Annotated in this window: 10 protein-coding genes and 1 riboswitch; of the genes, 4 read left to right on the plus strand and 6 right to left on the minus strand. The window is 47.1% G+C overall.

Annotation, left to right across the window (positions count from 1 at the left end):
* From L5L77_RS17240 to L5L77_RS17255, 4 genes are all read right to left on the minus strand, one after another.
* The coding region (locus L5L77_RS17240; RefSeq protein ID WP_263185135.1) for a transposase at nucleotides 1-156 on the minus strand (156 nt) is incomplete at its 3' end.
* 123 nt (nucleotides 157-279) lie between these two features.
* A complete protein-coding gene (locus L5L77_RS17245) occupies nucleotides 280-1,479 on the minus strand; it encodes a lipocalin-like domain-containing protein (protein ID WP_263223273.1) in 1,200 nt (399 codons plus the stop codon).
* Nucleotides 1,479-4,088 (minus strand): ABC transporter permease, encoded by a 2,610-nt coding sequence (locus L5L77_RS17250; RefSeq protein WP_263186482.1) that lies wholly within the window; start codon nucleotides 4,086-4,088, stop codon nucleotides 1,479-1,481. The genes L5L77_RS17245 and L5L77_RS17250 overlap by 1 nt, the downstream gene beginning before the upstream one ends.
* Nucleotides 4,078-4,752 carry an ABC transporter ATP-binding protein gene (locus L5L77_RS17255; RefSeq protein WP_173246740.1) on the minus strand — a complete coding sequence of 225 codons (675 nt, stop codon included), beginning with the start codon at nucleotides 4,750-4,752 and terminating at the stop codon, nucleotides 4,078-4,080. Before L5L77_RS17255 ends, L5L77_RS17250 begins: the two co-directional genes overlap by 11 nt.
* A gap of 446 nt (nucleotides 4,753-5,198) precedes the next feature.
* A riboswitch (glycine riboswitch) is annotated at nucleotides 5,199-5,328 on the plus strand.
* Between the two features lie 250 nt (nucleotides 5,329-5,578).
* Here L5L77_RS17255 and L5L77_RS17260 point away from each other — a divergent pair.
* The 3 genes from L5L77_RS17260 (at nucleotide 5,579) to L5L77_RS17270 (ending at nucleotide 13,480) form a co-directional block, all read left to right on the plus strand.
* Nucleotides 5,579-6,937, plus strand: coding sequence for an alanine/glycine:cation symporter family protein (locus L5L77_RS17260; RefSeq protein WP_263204465.1), 1,359 nt, complete (start codon nucleotides 5,579-5,581; stop codon nucleotides 6,935-6,937).
* 144 nt (nucleotides 6,938-7,081) lie between these two features.
* Nucleotides 7,082-12,415 (plus strand): PAS domain S-box protein, encoded by a 5,334-nt coding sequence (locus tag L5L77_RS17265; protein ID WP_263223274.1) that lies wholly within the window; start codon nucleotides 7,082-7,084, stop codon nucleotides 12,413-12,415.
* A gap of 48 nt (nucleotides 12,416-12,463) precedes the next feature.
* Nucleotides 12,464-13,480 (plus strand): two-component system response regulator, encoded by a 1,017-nt coding sequence (locus L5L77_RS17270; RefSeq protein ID WP_263143070.1) that lies wholly within the window; start codon nucleotides 12,464-12,466, stop codon nucleotides 13,478-13,480.
* 88 nt (nucleotides 13,481-13,568) lie between these two features.
* On the opposite strand, the gene ygfZ is transcribed toward L5L77_RS17270, so the two are convergent.
* Nucleotides 13,569-14,531, minus strand: a complete 963-nt coding sequence (ygfZ, locus tag L5L77_RS17275; RefSeq protein WP_263145364.1) for a tRNA-modifying protein YgfZ — start codon at nucleotides 14,529-14,531, stop codon at nucleotides 13,569-13,571.
* A gap of 154 nt (nucleotides 14,532-14,685) precedes the next feature.
* Nucleotides 14,686-15,915, minus strand: coding sequence for a phosphoglycerate dehydrogenase (gene serA, locus L5L77_RS17280; RefSeq protein WP_105251515.1), 1,230 nt, complete (start codon nucleotides 15,913-15,915; stop codon nucleotides 14,686-14,688).
* A gap of 154 nt (nucleotides 15,916-16,069) precedes the next feature.
* Between serA and L5L77_RS17285 the strand changes: the two genes are divergently transcribed.
* Nucleotides 16,070-16,678, plus strand: a complete 609-nt coding sequence (locus tag L5L77_RS17285; protein WP_105251516.1) for a DUF2238 domain-containing protein — start codon at nucleotides 16,070-16,072, stop codon at nucleotides 16,676-16,678.
* Nucleotides 16,679-16,826: the final 148 nt, after the last annotated feature.

Genomic DNA, 16,826 nt, shown 5'->3' on the forward strand with positions numbered 1-16,826 from the left:
TTTAGGTAAATCTCGCCAAGGGATACCTGTTCTAAGGCGGTAAAGAATACCTTCGAATGTTTGTCTATGTTCAGGTTTGTCATAAACACGGCCTGTGCTTTTCATTAAATGAAATAGCTTTTCCCAGCGTTCATCGGTTAGCATAAGTCTTGGCATGGCTTGAGGTTATGGTTACTTTTGGCGAAGCAAATTATAACGTCTTGCCATGCTGTCTAAAAATCACTCTCGAAAGATCAACAGACCCTAGTTATATTCACATTGTTTAGTATATATAAGACGTTAATAGCCCGTTAGCTCCATATAACCCGTACCTGTATGGCTGCCAGAGAGATGCACTGGGCCTTCCCAGTAGGGCGTTGATAATGGCATAGCGCTATTGGTATTGAGCGGGATGATAGTGAGATCGATATTTTCGCTGGGGATTTTTACTTGCCAGCTAACGGGATAGTCGCCATTGACTGTGTGTTGCCATTTAAGAGGCGTCATCTGAATGTCATTGGGATTGTTAGTGGAATTGATGTTGCGACCTGTGCCATCGGCAAACATTCTTCTGGCGCTATAAAATGCTGAGATAGGTGCATTCTTTGCGGACTCTGCCGGAGACTGATCCCGTAACTGAAACAACATCAGCGTCGAGCCATCGTTTAACCTGAGCGCGAACCAATCCCAGCCCTGTTGCGTTTTAGTGAGAAATTGCGAGCTCCATTCCCTGTCGAGCCAACCTTGGCCTGTGACTTGCTCCACTTTGCCATTGCGGTTGATTTCACCTGAAATTTCAATAAAGGGTTGGCTGTAATAGTAAGAGGCTACTTGGCCGTCGCGGCTTTTAAGGCTATAGCCGTTAACGCCTTGGTATTGCAGTGGCGCTTGGCTATTAAGCTGAAGTCGATAGCTAAAATCAGAATTCTCCACCGTTAAGGTCGCGGGAAAGAGTGCATTGGTTTCGCTCTGCCAGTGCCAGTTATCGAGGCGGATTTGATAAGGATCTAATTTTACCTCGGCAAACTCGCTATGACGGCGTGACCACTTTTCGTGAGCCAGATGAGTTTGACTCGAGGTTAATGCGCTGTGGGCCAAGTAAAGCTGCTGAGTCTCCCAAGTGGATTCACTTTTGGGCGTTGCATCTGTTACTTGCGGAACTGTTGTTTGTAGAGCGATTGTTTGCAGAGTTGTGGGTTTCAGGGCGACTCTAAACTGCGTCCACTGGACGCCGAGTTGCTCACCTGTTTCTGTGGTTAAATTCGCGGTCAGATACCACCATTCCTGACGAAAGCCATTGTGCGCCAAGTGATCCCGCGGAAATTCAAATCTATAGCCGGGAACAACAGGCGTAAAAGCTAAATCATCTTGATTAGTAGAGGTTTTCCCCACCACATTGGCCATGGATTTGGACTGAGTGTTTTGCGTCGATGGCGTTTTATCGCAGCCGCCGATCAGCATTAACCCAACCACTGCCCATACAATACTGAGTGTTTTCATCACAGGGTCTCCTGCTGCAGACTAGCGACCAGTGGCTTGCGGGTTTGCCAATACAGCGGTAAGAGTACGGCTAAGGTGCAGGTGGTTAAGGCAATCAGTATTGCATGGCCGTAAGCTTGCCAATCCCAAATCATTTTTATCGTCCAGCCAAAGGCTTGCAAGGTGATCTTATTAATAAGCAGGTAACCTAACAGCGCGCCCGTTGGCATAGCGAGCAGGCAAGTGATCAGCACCACAATCAACATCTGCATAAACACCATGCCGCGCAGTGCATTACGACTGACGCCGAGGGAATACAGCCGTGCCAGTGGCGCTTGCCTTGCCTGAGTCAACATTAAGCAGGCACTAAAGAGACCAATCGCGGCGACAATCAGCGTCAAACTATTCAGCACTAAGGTAATGGAAAAAGTGCGTTTAAACATAGCGATAGCTTGGGTTTTAATCTTAGTTTGGCTGTAGATTTGCGCTTGGGATAAACCTAGCTCAGTCGCCAGTTGGACTTGTAGTTGATCCAGTTCTGCTTCACTTATCCTACTGCCTTGCTCTTTACCGCGAAAACTTGCCGCTAAACTCACCGGCAGTACAGGTAACTGGGCCCGTTGCCAAAGTGGCTGGCTGATAATGACCTCGTTTCGGGTATTGCCGTGGTCATAATAAATGCCGCCAATAATGGCTTTGCTGTTACCTGTTTTCTCAAGCACATCCAATGACACAGTATCACCAAGCTGTAATTGGTATTTGATGGCTAGAGGTTCGCTCACCAATACAACGGGGGCATTAAAGTAGGATTGCCACAGAGTCGGCAGGCTTTCTTTTAGTGCACTGGTGTGGCGAATCGAATATTCATCACGGCTAAGTAGGCTAATTGGAATCGTCAACTCGCTCGAATTATCCGTCGATACTGGGAGTGAAAGCTGGGCTTCAATTTGCCACTGCTGATAAAGACCGCTGACTCTAGGATCGTGCATCAATTGGGTTTGAATCGTGTCGATACGCTGGCTCGGTGGGCGGATATAGAGATCGGCATGCAGGCGAGTTTCTAGCCAAGTTCGCAGGGTTTGCTCGAAGCTTCCAACGAGGGTGTTCATCGACACATTGGCACTGAGCGCCAGTAAGATCGCCATCATAGCAAGGGAAAGAGGTGCAATAAGCTCACGGGTTTCGGCGAGCAGATATTGCCATAATCCGGGACGTGCCAAGGGCATTAACGCACTGACGCCCCAATGCAATAATTGCGGCAACAATAAGGGAATAGCGATAGCGACGATACCGAGTAACACTAAGCTGATGTTATAGCTTTGGCTGAAGGGAAACAGCAATGCCGCTAAGGTCAATAAGCCACAGGCTAAGGCAAATTGAATGCTATGGGTTTTGCGGTGTGCCTGCATTTGCTGATAACGATTCGCCCCTTGTGCCAATGCTTGGCGCGTAAGATCTAAATACAAGGGCAAGCAAGCCCCGAGCGCGGCAATTAAGGTGAGGGCAATTGCCTCAAAAAGCCAAGTCCATTGCCAAATACCGGGGAGCAAGTGGGCGCCATACATTTGCTCTAAGGTCATGGCGACCATAGGTTGCAGCCAGTGGCTGAGTTGCAAACCACTGATAAAGCCCAAACTTGAACCTATGACAACTAACAAAATTAATTCGAACATCAGCGCCGTCATCAAGGCGCGGCGCTCGATTCCCTGTTGTAATAATTGCACTAATAGTTTTTGCCGTTTCATTAGGCTGTAGCGCACACCGTTATAGGCGATAAAGAGGCCGACAACGAAGGCTAACATGCTCATGGCATTAAGATTAAGGTGAAAACTGCGGGTCAGCGCTATCAGCGCTTGGCCTTGATCTTGCTGGCTAAAACTGGCCTTTTGCGGCGTAATCCCTAAAGCGTCGAGTTGGGATTTTAGTTTAGGTAGGTTTTCTCGCTCACTGAACATAGCGATATAGCTCAATCTGCCTTGCATGTTTAGTAATCGCTGGGCGAGGGACATATCGGCCAAGATGGCGCTGCCGAGACCAAAACTGTCATCAATTGCAATGACATCTAAGGTGCTATTTTCTAAAACAAGTTTACCGTCGGGTGCCACTTTGGCAGCTAGGCTGCGGCTCATGATTACTGTGGCTGCGCCGCTGAGGAGATCGGCAAGCGGTAAGTCATTCATCTGTGGCGAGGTGGCTGATTGTGTGTCGGTCGAGGCGTTACTTCTCGATTTTTGTAGTGTTAATGCAGCGATCAAATCGCTGCCTTCCAGTTGCCAGAACTGACCGTTTTTACTGGAGATTTTGCCACTTACGACGGCGAGACTCTGACTTAATCCGGCTCGTCTCAAGGCGAAATAGACAGATTCATCTAAAGTGTTTTGTCCAAGGGGCGGCGTGAGTAGCACATCGGCGCGTTGGCTCAAAAGCTCAGTCGCCTCGCTATAGCTGCGCACGGCATTGTCGTTGGTTGCCTTGACTCCAATGAGCAGAGTCACAGCTAAGGCGATACCGAGCAGAATGGCACCTGCTTGTATGGGCGCATGGCGATAATGGGCGATAAAAACCTTTAGGCTGAGCCACGTCAGCCTAAGCCCCGAGGGCGTCGCCTTAGTGAGCAGTTTATTGTTCATAGATAGCGACTGCACCTTGGGATAAATGCCAACGTTTTTGCATGAAGGCGGCGCATTCTTCGCTGTGGGTGACCATCAAGATACTAGTTTGGCTTTCCCGTGCCAGTTCACACAGTAGTGCCATCACTTGTTTGCCTGACACATCATCTAAGTTACCCGTAGGTTCGTCGGCCAGTAGCAAGGTCGGTTTATGGGCTAAGGCGCGGGCGATGGCGACACGCTGTTGTTGACCGCCTGAAAGTGCTTCAACTTGCCGATGAAGTAGTGGCATCAGCCCAAGTTTTTCAACCAGATAGTCACACCAAGGCGACCATGGCTGCGCGGTTAAACTTAAGGAGAAGGCGATATTGTCTTTCACGTTGAGTGGCGTGAGTAAGTTAAATTGCTGAAACACGACACCTAAGGAATTACGTCTGAAACGGCTCCAATCTTTGTCTTGCCAAGTTGAGGTGGACGCTTGTTCTAGCAAGATTTCACCCGAGTCTGGCGTTTCAAAGCCGGCGATCAGGTTGAGTAAGGTGCTTTTGCCGCTGCCGCTGGGACCTGTAAGCGCCACGGTTTCACCTCTGTGGATCTGTAGATTAACCGCTTGCAGTACTTGATGATATTGCTCACCATCGCGAAAGCCTTTGGTGACTTGGTTAAGCTTAGCGACGTCGGCCATTGAGCAACTCCTTTATATCCATTGGCGGCGGGTGTAGTCAGTAGTGTTTTCAACTGTGGCTGCAGCATATCTTGGCTGCAATTTAGCATTGCAATCCCGTGTTCAAGATAAAGCATTTTCTATTCAGATAGATACTGATTTTTCCTGTAATGGGATCATAAACGGGATCACAAAACATAAATCGTCACTTGCCGTAAAAATAGTCAATTGAATTAAATCCTCGACGAACTGTGAGCAAACGGCTTGAGCTGACGCCGTGTTTGTTGCATTCTGTGCGTCCTGTTAGCTTGGGAGTAAATCTCAATCTAGCAATCCGTTCGGATGAAGGTAGCAGGAGAGTGGGGAATTGACCCCACACCGACGAGGCAACTTTGGTTTTACAGAAGCGAGTCTTCTTATAAAAAACAAAGCACTCTTTCAGGTGCCGATAGGCGTGGACTGTTACTGGACGAGCCTCTGGAGAGACTACCAGTTGCACTCATTGTGCAATCAGGTGGCGCCGAAGGCGAAAGTGTCGTGGTGTTATTGTATAACCTGCGACGCGAAACGCTCAGGCAAAAGGACAGAGGAGAGGATGACTGCACAGTCCCTGTCGTTTGTCGTCGTGGGCTATTTTTACTCTTTTGCTTGAGATGGAGCACTTTTGCTCTTATTGAAAGCACTCGTGTAGAGCTCTCGCTTGCTACGCTTTTAGCGTTCGGCTTAGGCGATTCTCGGCCGAGATTAGGTCAAAATAGTTCGCTATAGCGTCCGACTGCGGCGCGTCACAGCCATTTCTTTTCCTCCTCCGTTTATTAATTTTGTTGTTTAATATTCGAGGAATATCATGAGTTTTCAAGCTTTACTTGCCAGTATTAATGGCATCGTCTGGGGCCCAATTACCCTTTGTTTGCTGGTGGGTACAGGGGTTTACCTCACTGTGCGTCTCAAGCTTATCCAAGTATTTCGTCTGCCGATGGCGATGGGATTGTTGTTTAAACCCGCCAAAGGTCATGGGGATTTATCTTCCTTTGCAGCGCTTTGTACGGCGCTGTCCGCCACTATCGGTACCGGTAATATTGTCGGCGTGGCGACGGCAATAAAAATGGGCGGGCCAGGGGCGTTATTTTGGATGTGGTTGGCGGCATTTTTCGGCATGGCGACTAAATATGCTGAATGTATGTTGGCGGTAAAGTACCGTACCACCGATGCTCGTGGGCAGATTGCGGGTGGCCCTATGTATTATATCGAGCGCGGCCTTGGTCTACCTTGGATGGCGAAATTGTTCGCTCTCTTTGGGGTTGGTGTGGCCTTTTTCGGTATTGGTACTTTTGCACAGGTCAATGCCATTAGCGATGCGCTGACGATCGCCTTTGAGGTGCCGACTTGGTTAACCGCGGCCGTACTGACATTTTTAGTGGCCGCAGTTACCTTGGGTGGGGTTAAGCGTATTTCAAATGTGGCGCAAAAACTTGTGCCTGCGATGTCGATTGGTTATGTGTTGGCCTGCGTGTGGATCTTAGTCGGTTTCTCCGAGCAGATTTTACCCGCCTTAGCTTTAGTGATTGAATCTGCCTTTACGCCACTCTCAGCTGCGGGGGGATTTTTAGGGGCGACAGTCGCGCAGGCGATTCAAATCGGTATTGCCCGAGGTGTGTTCTCGAACGAATCTGGATTAGGCAGTGCACCCATTGCCGCCGCTGCCGCTAAGACCAATGAACCCGTTGAGCAAGGTCTCGTCAGCATGACGGGTACTTTCTTCGATACCATTATCATTTGCACTATGACGGGGTTAGTGCTGATCATCACTGGGGTATGGAGTGGTGAGACTGCGGGTGCCGCGATGACGAGTGCTGCTTTTGCTCTGGGAGGCTCAGCGCTTGTGGGTCAGTATTTGGTGACGATTGCGCTAGTGTGTTTTGCGTTTACCACGATTTTGGGCTGGCATTATTATGGTGAACGCTGTTGGTATTACTTAGTCGGTGAGCGCGGGCTACGCATGTATCAAGTGGTGTTTTTGGTGCTGATTGCCGGTGGTGCTTTTATCAAACTGGATGTGATTTGGTTGTTGGCCGATACGGTTAATGGTTTGATGGCTATCCCTAACTTGATCGCCATTGTGGGCTTGAGGCATATCATTATCGCCGAAACCCAAAGTTATTTTGCTCGTATCTTACCTAATCAAACCTTAGAGACGGCTTCTTAGAGACGGCTTATTAGTATTGTTAAAACAATAAATTACTTCACATTATTTTAACTTTGACATTGTCGCCACTAAATTCTTCGTTTACTTTATAAGTGCTATTTTTAAATGCAGTGCTTATAAAATCGGGGGCTTTAGGGCGACACCATGGAAAAAAGTAAACTTCGTACTTTTCGCAGTAGGATTTTATCCCACATAGCCTTGCCTCTCATTTTAATTATGGCGAGTGTCTATGGTGTAAACGCTTGGTTTAGTTATATCTCCTCAGAGAATCGGCTTTACCATAGCCTGACACAAGAGGCGAGTCATTCGGCTTCTCGTCTGCAGTTTCTGCTCGAGCATGCGCAGGCCAAAACCCAAGGTCTTGCTGATTTTATTGGTTTTTTGTCAAGTAAAGAAGACATGAATGACACTGAGAGTGTTAAAAGTGTCTTGATGAATCGAGTCAAACGTAATCCTGATTTTTTTGGCTCCGCAGTCGCATTTAAACCGAACACCTTTCCTAATCGCAAGCTCTTTTCTCCCTATGTTTACCGCGACACCAGTGGCAGCGACGATCTCCATTATCTCGATATTGGCGCTGAAGGCTACGACTATACCGATGGCACTTGGGATTGGTGGAGCAAGGCTATCAATCAAGCGAACGGTTATTGGTCAAAGGCATACTTTGATGAGGGGGCGGGAAATATTCTGATGTTGACCTATTCGGCTCCTTTTGGTGAGGTAGACAATTATTTTGGGGTCGCCACGGTTGATTTAGCTTTAGATGGATTGCCAAAACAATTGGGGATTGCACCAAATCGTCTGGTGGTTTTAGACGATCAAGGGCGGCTGATTTATCATATAGATAAAGAAAAAGTACTGGCAACGACTTCAGCCCAGTGGCTCGATAAGAATAAAGATAAAAATGCCGATTTTTGGACGCTACAGGATAAAAGGCTTGATGGTCAAGCAAGGTTTGTCGATAACCAAGATGTTGTTTATCTTGCGAGTATTGCGACTGTCCCTCAATTAAAGTGGCGTGTGATTGTATTCGCGCCAGAACAAGATTTATTCAACTCCCTACTTGATGATCTAGCATCTATTATCCTCAATTTAAGTTTATTAACCCTCTTATTATTGCTGACTTGTTATCTGGCGGCGAAACGATTAACTCGGCCGTTAGAGCTACTCGAGTCGGGTATCTTGTCCTTTGGACAGGGTAAAACTCAGCAGCTCATTGTACCTAAAGGTGCCGTGAGTGAAATAGTGACGCTGAGTACTACCTTCAATCAAATGGCGGAATTACTCGCAGAACGTGAACAAGCCATTCTTGATTCCCGTGGCAACCGCTTTGCGCGCCTAATTGATGGTATGAGCGATAAATCTTTCTATTGTTCCCTAGAACCTAATGGTCAACTCGCCCAAGTCAGTGAGGGGGTAACTAAGGTGTTGGGGATCTCACCTGATTTGCTCAAGCGCAAATATCAAAGGCTCTTCTCGGCTAATCCCCTTAATGAGAAAAACTGGGAATATACCGATTTGGCCTTAAAGGGCCAAAATGTCCCTTCGCATCAAGTGGAAATGCTGGATGAAAAAGGGCATTTAAGAAGGCTCGATGTATTTATGCAGCCGTTATTATCAGATACGGGTGAGTTAATGTCGGTGGAGATGTTATTTACCGATGTTACTGAGCAGTTTTCAGCAGCAGTTTGGTCAAATGCCGTACTAGAAGCCGCTCCCGAGGCCATGCTCATTGTCGACGAACTTGGGAAAATCGTCTTTACTAACAGTCGCTGTCAGCAGCTCTTTGGATACGAAACGGGCGCTATGCTGGGTTTGCAGGTTGAGGCGTTATTGCCGCAAGAGTTAGGAAACGGGCATGTACTTGAGCGGCAAACATTCCTGCGCGAAGGCCGCGATAGAGGCATGGCAAATGCCCGTCATGTACGGGCGTTAAAAGCTGATGGTAATGAATTTATTGCGGAAATAGCGCTGAGTATTCTTCCCTCTGCCTTTGATGGACAAAGGCAAGTGGCGGCTTCAATACGCGATATGACACAAAAATTGGCCGTTGAGCAGAAGATCCGTGATAGCGAACAGCGTTTTCGTGGCTTAGTGACTAATATTCCCGGCGCCGTTTATCGGACTCGTATCGGGGATGTATGGTTCATGGAATATATCAGTGACAATATTGCTGAGATTACGGGTTATGCAGCGAGTCAGTTTATTGAAAATCGCCAACGTACTTTTGCTTCGCTGATTTTAGAAGAGGATCGGCCTACATGTCATTTGCATATTGATAGAGCACTCGCGCAGCAAGAAACCTTTGAAGTGGAATATCGTATCCGCCATCGCGATGGCAGTGTGCGCTGGGTGCATGAGAAAGGTAAGGCAAGTTATACCGAAGAGGGCGTTCCACTTTGGTTCGACGGCAGTATTGATGACATCACAGAGAGTAAGCTTGCTATAGGACAGCTAGAGGCTTCGCGCCTGCAATTGACCAATATTACAGAGTCTATTCCTTGTACCGTGTACCAATTGTTGTGGCACTCGCCTACTGATCGCAGATTTACCTTTCTCTCTGGTGCGGCAATGAAAATGCTGGGGCTACATCGTGATGATCTTATTAGTAATTTTGACATCATAGCGGAGCGAATTTTTGATGAAGAAAGGCCGGACGTCGTGCGGGCACTTTCGGGTAAGAGTGAAGATAGGTTTCAATGGATCCGCGAGTTTCGTTATCGCCATCCCAATGGCAGCATACGTTGGATGGAGGCGGGTGCGAGCGGCCATGTTGAAGAGGATGGCGCCATTACTTGGAATGGGTATGTAATGGACATCACCCAACGCAAGAGCATAGAACAAGAGTTAGCCCTCAGTGAAGCGCACTTTAAGGCACTGTTCGATGGTGCGACCATTGGTATCGTCAATGTGGATGTTAAAGGCGTTATCTTAGATTGTAATGACCAATTCTGTGCTGATATGGCGCGGTCTCGGGAGAGTTTACGCAATACCGCAATTTTTGAGGTCCTTAGCGCACAAGATAAGCATATCGCCAAGGCGCAATTTAAGGAATTGGTCGGTGGCAAAATTGACCATTATCGTGGCGAGAGAAGTTTTATTCGTCCTTCCGGTGCGCCTTTATGGATGACGGTCAATGTGTCGGCATTGTTAGATGCCCAAGGACAATTTGAATCGGCTGTGATCAGCATGGTCGATATGACAGAGCTTAAATTGCTTTCCGATGAACTGTTACTTGCCAAAGAGCAAGCCGATGCCGCCAGTAAAGCCAAGGGTGACTTCTTGGCGAATATGTCCCACGAAATACGCACCCCAATGAATGCCATTATCGGCATGTCCCAGCTGTGCTTACAGACCGAATTAGATAAAAAACAGAAAAACTATGTGGAGAAGATTGAGCGGGCATCGCAGTCTTTACTGTCTATTATCAATGACATTCTGGATTTCTCTAAGATCGAAGCGGGTAAGCTCGACATAGATTCAGTGCCATTTCAGCTCGATACTATGCTAGAAGATCTCAGCGATATGTTCTCTGAGAAAGCCGCCCACAAGCAGATTGAATTGTTATTTGCAGTCGCCCCTAACGTGCCGCGTTATTTATATGGTGATTCGCTACGCTTAGGTCAAGTGTTGATTAACTTGATGAATAACGCCATTAAGTTCACCGAGCGGGGTGAAGTATTACTGTCGTTAAATCTTGTTGAACAGCAAGATGATGATGTCGTGCTGCGTTTTAGTGTGCGTGACAGCGGCATAGGCTTAACTGAGCAGCAGCAAGCAAAATTATTTAAATCCTTTACCCAAGCGGATACTTCAACCACCCGTAAATACGGTGGTACAGGCTTAGGTTTGGCTATTTGTAAGCAACTCGTTGAACTCATGGGGGGCAATATTGGTGTCGAAAGTCAATTTGGTCATGGCAGCACCTTCTATTTCACTGTGAAGTTACAAATTTCCGAGGGCCAAAAATTAGTGCTTGAGCAAGAGCTTGAGGGCATGTCTGTGCTGGTGGTAGATGATAACGCGACCGCTAGGGACATAATGCGTACAACGCTCGAAAGTATGGGCTTTAGAGTCGATACGGTTCGTTCAGGTGAAGAAGCAATAAGCCGCTGTTTACTGCAGACCTATGAAGTGGCATTAATCGATTGGAAAATGCCCAGTATGGACGGGTTAGAAACCGCCCGTCAGATCCAACTACAGGCTAAGTCTCAGCCTAAGATCTTGATGGTATCCGCCCATGCGAATCATGAATTTATCACTCAAATTGAGCAATTAGCACTGGCGGGGTACATCAGTAAACCCATCAGCGCCTCACGCATGCTCGATGGCATAATGAATGCGATTGGCCGTGAAGGCATATTGCCAGTCAGACGCCGTACCGAAGACCTGGCGCCGCAGTTATTATTACCACTTCAAGGGAAGCGTATCTTATTAGTGGAAGATAACGAGATGAATCTCGAAGTCGCCAGCGAGTTTTTAGAGCAAGTGGGGATTATTTTATCCATAGCGACCAATGGCCAAATCGCCTTAGATAAGCTATCCCAACAGCATTTCGATCTAGTGTTAATGGACTGCCAAATGCCGGTGATGGATGGTTATCAAGCCACTAAAGCGATAAGGAAAAGGCCTGAGTTGGCAAATTTACCTGTCGTCGCTATGACTGCGAATGCGATGGCTGGTGATAGAGATATGTGTCTTCGGGCTGGGATGAATGACCATATTGCCAAGCCCATAGAAGTGAATGTGCTCTATCAAACCCTATTGAAATACCTCGGATCTTCTTCTGGAATTTCTGCTGCGATAAGGGCGGAAGCCTCAACTCGGTTAACTTCGTCCAGCGCACAGGGTGAAGTCAGCAATGGCGCTGATCAAACGGTATTGCTCAAATGGCCAGAACACCCTGAGCTGGATATCGATAGAGGTTTGCAACTGGTGCAGCATTCGACGCGTCTTTATCAACGAATCTTTGATCGTTTCGTGAGCAGTCAACGTAATGTGGTGGAGCAGGTTCGCAAAGCCATCGCGGCGAATCAAGTCGAAGATGCGGTGCGTATCGCCCACACCCTTAAAGGCTTAGCGGGTAATTTAAGTTCGGCAAAATTGGTGGAATTAGCGCGTTTGCTTGAGTTGCATTTAACAGAGAAAGCGCCTTATGAAGATGAATTGGTTCAAATTCAACCGCTAGTGGCCTCTATCTGCGATGCGATTGAACACGACAAACCAGCAGCGGTAAATCAAGCCGAACCTCAAGCCGTTGATTTATTATCTGCTGAAGATTTAAGGGCGGCATTACAGGCCTTGCGGCAGAATCTAGATGATGCCGATGCCAGCGCAGTGGTAAAAATTGATGCCTTAAAGCCGAAGGTGAGTAGTGCGATGTGGCAAACATTAAGCCCCGCTTTATCTATGATTAACCAGTATCAGTTTGATGAGGCAATCGACTTAATTGACGATGTGATTACACAGTTAGGATAGAAAGCGGTAGCGCGAATTTATAATGCGTGACATTGAGTGGAGTTGTTAATGGAAAAAGCAACAATATTAGTCGTCGATGATACACCTGAGAATATCGATATTTTGATTGGTATTTTAGGTGATGATTACAAAGTCAAAGTGGCGATCGATGGCCCGAGGGCGTTAGCGTTAGTGACAAAATCGCGGCCTGACTTGATTCTGCTCGATGTCATGATGCCAGGTATGAATGGCTATGAAGTCTGCAAGGTGCTAAAGCAAGAGCCGCTGACCAGCCATATTCCGGTGATCTTCGTGACCGCCTTATCTGAAATTGCTGATGAAGCCCAAGGTTTTGCATTGGGTGCGGTGGATTACATTACTAAGCCTGTCAGCGCGCCTGTCGTTAAAGCGCGGGTTAAAACACATCTTGCGCTTTATGATCAAAAACGTCTACTCGAACAACAAGTTAAAGTTCGTACTCACGAATTAGAAGAAACCCGTTTCGAGATTATCCGTCGTCTTGGCCGTGCCGCTGAATACAAGGACAACGAGACGGGTCTACATGTTGTGCGTATGAGCCATTACGCCCGCATATTAGCGATAAAGCTCGGCTTACCGACAACCTTTTGTGACTTGATTTTTAACGCGGCGCCTATGCACGATATTGGTAAAATCGGTACGCCCGATGCTGTGCTGAAAAAGCCTGGGAAACTTGATGCGCAGGAATGGGAAATTATGCAGCAGCACGCCGCCATAGGTGCAGAAATTATTGGTGAACATAGCGATCCGTTATTGCAAATGGCCCGTCGTATCGCCTTAACTCACCATGAGAAGTGGGATGGTTCAGGTTACCCTAATGGCTTGGTAGGCGAAGAAATCCCCCTTGAAGGGCGTATCACCGCGATTGCGGATGTGTTCGATGCGCTGACTTCGCAACGGCCTTACAAGCAGGCTTGGACGATTGAAGCAACTATGGAGTTATTTGAAAATCAAGCGGGAAAACATTTCGATCCTAAGCTGGTGGAGGAGTTCAAGCAAATCCTGCCAGAAGCAATTGCCATTCGAGATACTTATTTAGAAAATTGATGCTCGAAGTGCATTGACTAAGGTAAAGGCGCCATTGGCGCCTTTATTCTGCTTCAATATTTTATACTAATCATATTAAATCAAAGCATTACGCTTCATCTAATGAGTAGGGCAGGGCTTGGATCGTTAAATGTGATTGTTCATCGTCGGCAAAACGTAGCTGAGTATCATTAGCCGTGTCATTAGGAAGTACGGCGGTTAACAAGACTTGGTTGCCGCGCTGTACAAACTCAATGATTTGACCGCCACGGCGAAAACTGTCTTCCATCGCGATTTCAAGGCCTGATGCTAGGGTGATTTGAAGACTAGTGTGGCCGTGCAAAATATACAGGGCGCGTTTATTACCACCGCGATATTTCATTCGCGCTATGGTTTCTTGTCCCATGTAGCAGCCCTTGTTGAAGCTGATACCGTTAACCGCTTGTAGATTACACATCTGCGGTACGTACTGGCTGGCATGGCTGGCGGCAAGGTTGGGGTAACCTGCTGCAATCTCTAACGCTTGCCATGCACTGGCGTCAAATACACTCAGTTCCGATTGCGCAACTAAAGCTGCCGCAGCATCTGGTGTTAATACTAAAATAAAACGTTCAGCGTCTTTTAAAATCGCACCATTTTCAATGAGTGTGAGCTCTTGCTGAATGTCACCAAAATGTTTGTTCACGAATTGGCTTGCCTGTTCACCGGCAACCCCGAGCAGAGTCCACTCAGCGGATGCATTGCTTAGGGTGGCTTTACTAAAAACGGCATATTTTTGTAACTGGGGTAAATCGACTTCGATGGCATCCTTTGGCATCAACATAAAGAGTGCATCTTGAATGGCAAAGGTTCTGAAACTGGCCAGCATTTTACCTTTAGGATCGCAATGCGCGCCCCAGCGCCATTGATCTGTGGCCAATGAGCTGATGTCTGTGGTCACTTGGCCATGGATAAAACTGCGGCCTTGTTCTCCAACGACTTTGATGAGGCCCAAATGAGATAAGTTGGCAAGCATAAGTGGAGGCAAGGTAGCGTCCAGATCCCAATGGGGCGTAGAAACTGAAATAGTCATAGCGAGATCCTGAAAATGAAGACGATGTGAGAGGCTAGATTGTAACGGAATTCCAGTTGGCTCAAAAGCATAAGGCGCACATATCTGTGAATGATCTGTGCGCCTTAATATGTGTGCTTTAGTCGATAGGCTTAAAGCGAGTGGAGTTTAAAGTTTAAAACAGCACGCGAGTACGCAATGTACCTTCAATGGCTTTGAGTTCAACTAAGGCTTCTTCCGCTTGAGTTGTGTCTACTTCCATCACGACATAACCAATTTCTGCGGTGGTCTGCAAATATTGGGCGGCGATGTTGATGCCTTTTTCCGAGAAGGCTTGGTTGATCTTGATCAACACGCCCGGACGGTTTTGGTGAATATGCAGCAAGCGCGAGGTGCCTTTATGCGTTGGTAATGACACTTCAGGGAAGTTAACCGCAGAAACGGTTGAGCCGTTGTCTGAGTATTTAGCGAGCTTACCCGCGACTTCGATACCAATGTTTTCTTGGGCTTCGGCCGTGCTACCGCCCACATGCGGCGTGAGTAGAACATTGTCTAAACCGCGTAGAGGACTGATAAATTCATCGTCATTCGATTGTGGTTCAACGGGGAATACATCGATTGCTGCACCTGCGAGGTGACGTTCTTTTAACGCAACGGTTAAAGCTTCAATATCGACTACAGTACCGCGTGATGCGTTGATAAAGATGCTGCCCTTTTTCATTGCTGCAAACTCGGCAGCGCCTATCATGTCTTTTGTTTGTGGAGTTTCAGGGACATGTAAGCTTACTACATCAGCTTGTGCTAATAGGAGTTCCAACGAATGGACTTGTTGTGCGTTACCTAGTGGCAGTTTGTCTTCGATATCGAAGAACACGACGCGCATACCTAAGGTTTCCGCCAGAATGCCAAGTTGAGTACCAATATGGCCGTAACCAATTACACCTAAGGTTTTACCACGCACTTCATAGCTGCCCGCTGCGGTTTTCATCCAGCCGCCACGGTGAGCGATAGCGTTGCGTTCAGGGATACCCCGCATCAACATAATGATTTCGCCAATCACGAGTTCTGCAACACTGCGAGTGTTTGAGAAGGGAGCGTTAAATACTGGGATACCAAGGGATTCGGCGGTGGCAAGGTCAACTTGGTTGGTTCCAATACAGAAACATCCTATCGCGATTAACTTCTCGGCACGTTTCAGCACCTCTGCAGTTAATTGGGTACGCGAACGAAGTCCCACAAAATGCGCATCTTTAATGGACTCAAGTAAGGCTTCATCGCTTAAGGAAGCTTTGTGGTATTCGATATTGGTGTATCCCGCACGTTCAAATACATCGACCGCAGATTGGTGGACGCCTTCCAACAGCAGGATCTTGATCTTATCCTTGTCCAGCGAATGTTTCGCCATGATATGGGTACCCTCTAATTAATAGAAATGTTTCTTATGATATGCTCACAACCTTCACCCACCAAAATAGCACTTTTTTTGCTCAGTGTGGAGGGCTAGATGGCTAAAGTTAATATTCTAAATTTAGAACAATATCGCATAAGAGGAAGAAACATTGAATAACAAAATCGCATGGTGCGGTATTTACCTCTCAGTTTTGGTGTGGTCGGCGATAAAACCCGCAGATCCTTTCACATGGTGGCTCGAAGCCTTACCTGCATTGATTGCTGTACCGATTTTATTCTTTACTCGCAAACGTTTTCCACTAACACCTCTAGTGTATTTTCTCGTCTTAATACACTGCTGTGTGTTGTTTGTAGGTGCTCATTATACTTACGCTGAAGTGCCGTTATTCGACACGATTGCGGATTGGATGGGTTCAGAACGTAATAATTACGATAAAGTGGGTCATTTTGCGCAAGGTTTTATCCCAGCCATGCTCGCCCGTGAAATTATGTTGCGTAATCAAGCTGTCAAACCTGGGGCTTGGTGCGCGTTTCTTGCTACTTGTTTTGTGCTCGCATTTTCGGCGTTTTATGAACTGATCGAATGGTGGGTTGCCGTGGCAACCGGCGAAGGGGCTGAAGCCTTTTTAGGGACTCAAGGCTATGTATGGGATACCCAATCCGACATGTTTCTTGCCCTCATTGGCGCAATTGTCGCGTTAGCTTTACTGTCTCGTTTTCAAGATAAACAAATCGCGAGACTCAAGCAGAGGATTTAGCGGCTAAAAGTGGGTGATGCTCTCTGTTTGAGTTGTAAGACTTTCTTCCCTGAAATATATGGTGTGAGTGTGATGACATTGAGTTGTCATACTTTAGTGTTGTTATTGTGTTTTCTTTGTGTTGCAACTTTGGATTGATAACGTCATA

Origin of the sequence: Shewanella sp. SM29 (assembly GCF_025654245.1) — a bacterium.
GTDB lineage: Bacteria > Pseudomonadota > Gammaproteobacteria > Enterobacterales > Shewanellaceae > Shewanella > Shewanella oncorhynchi.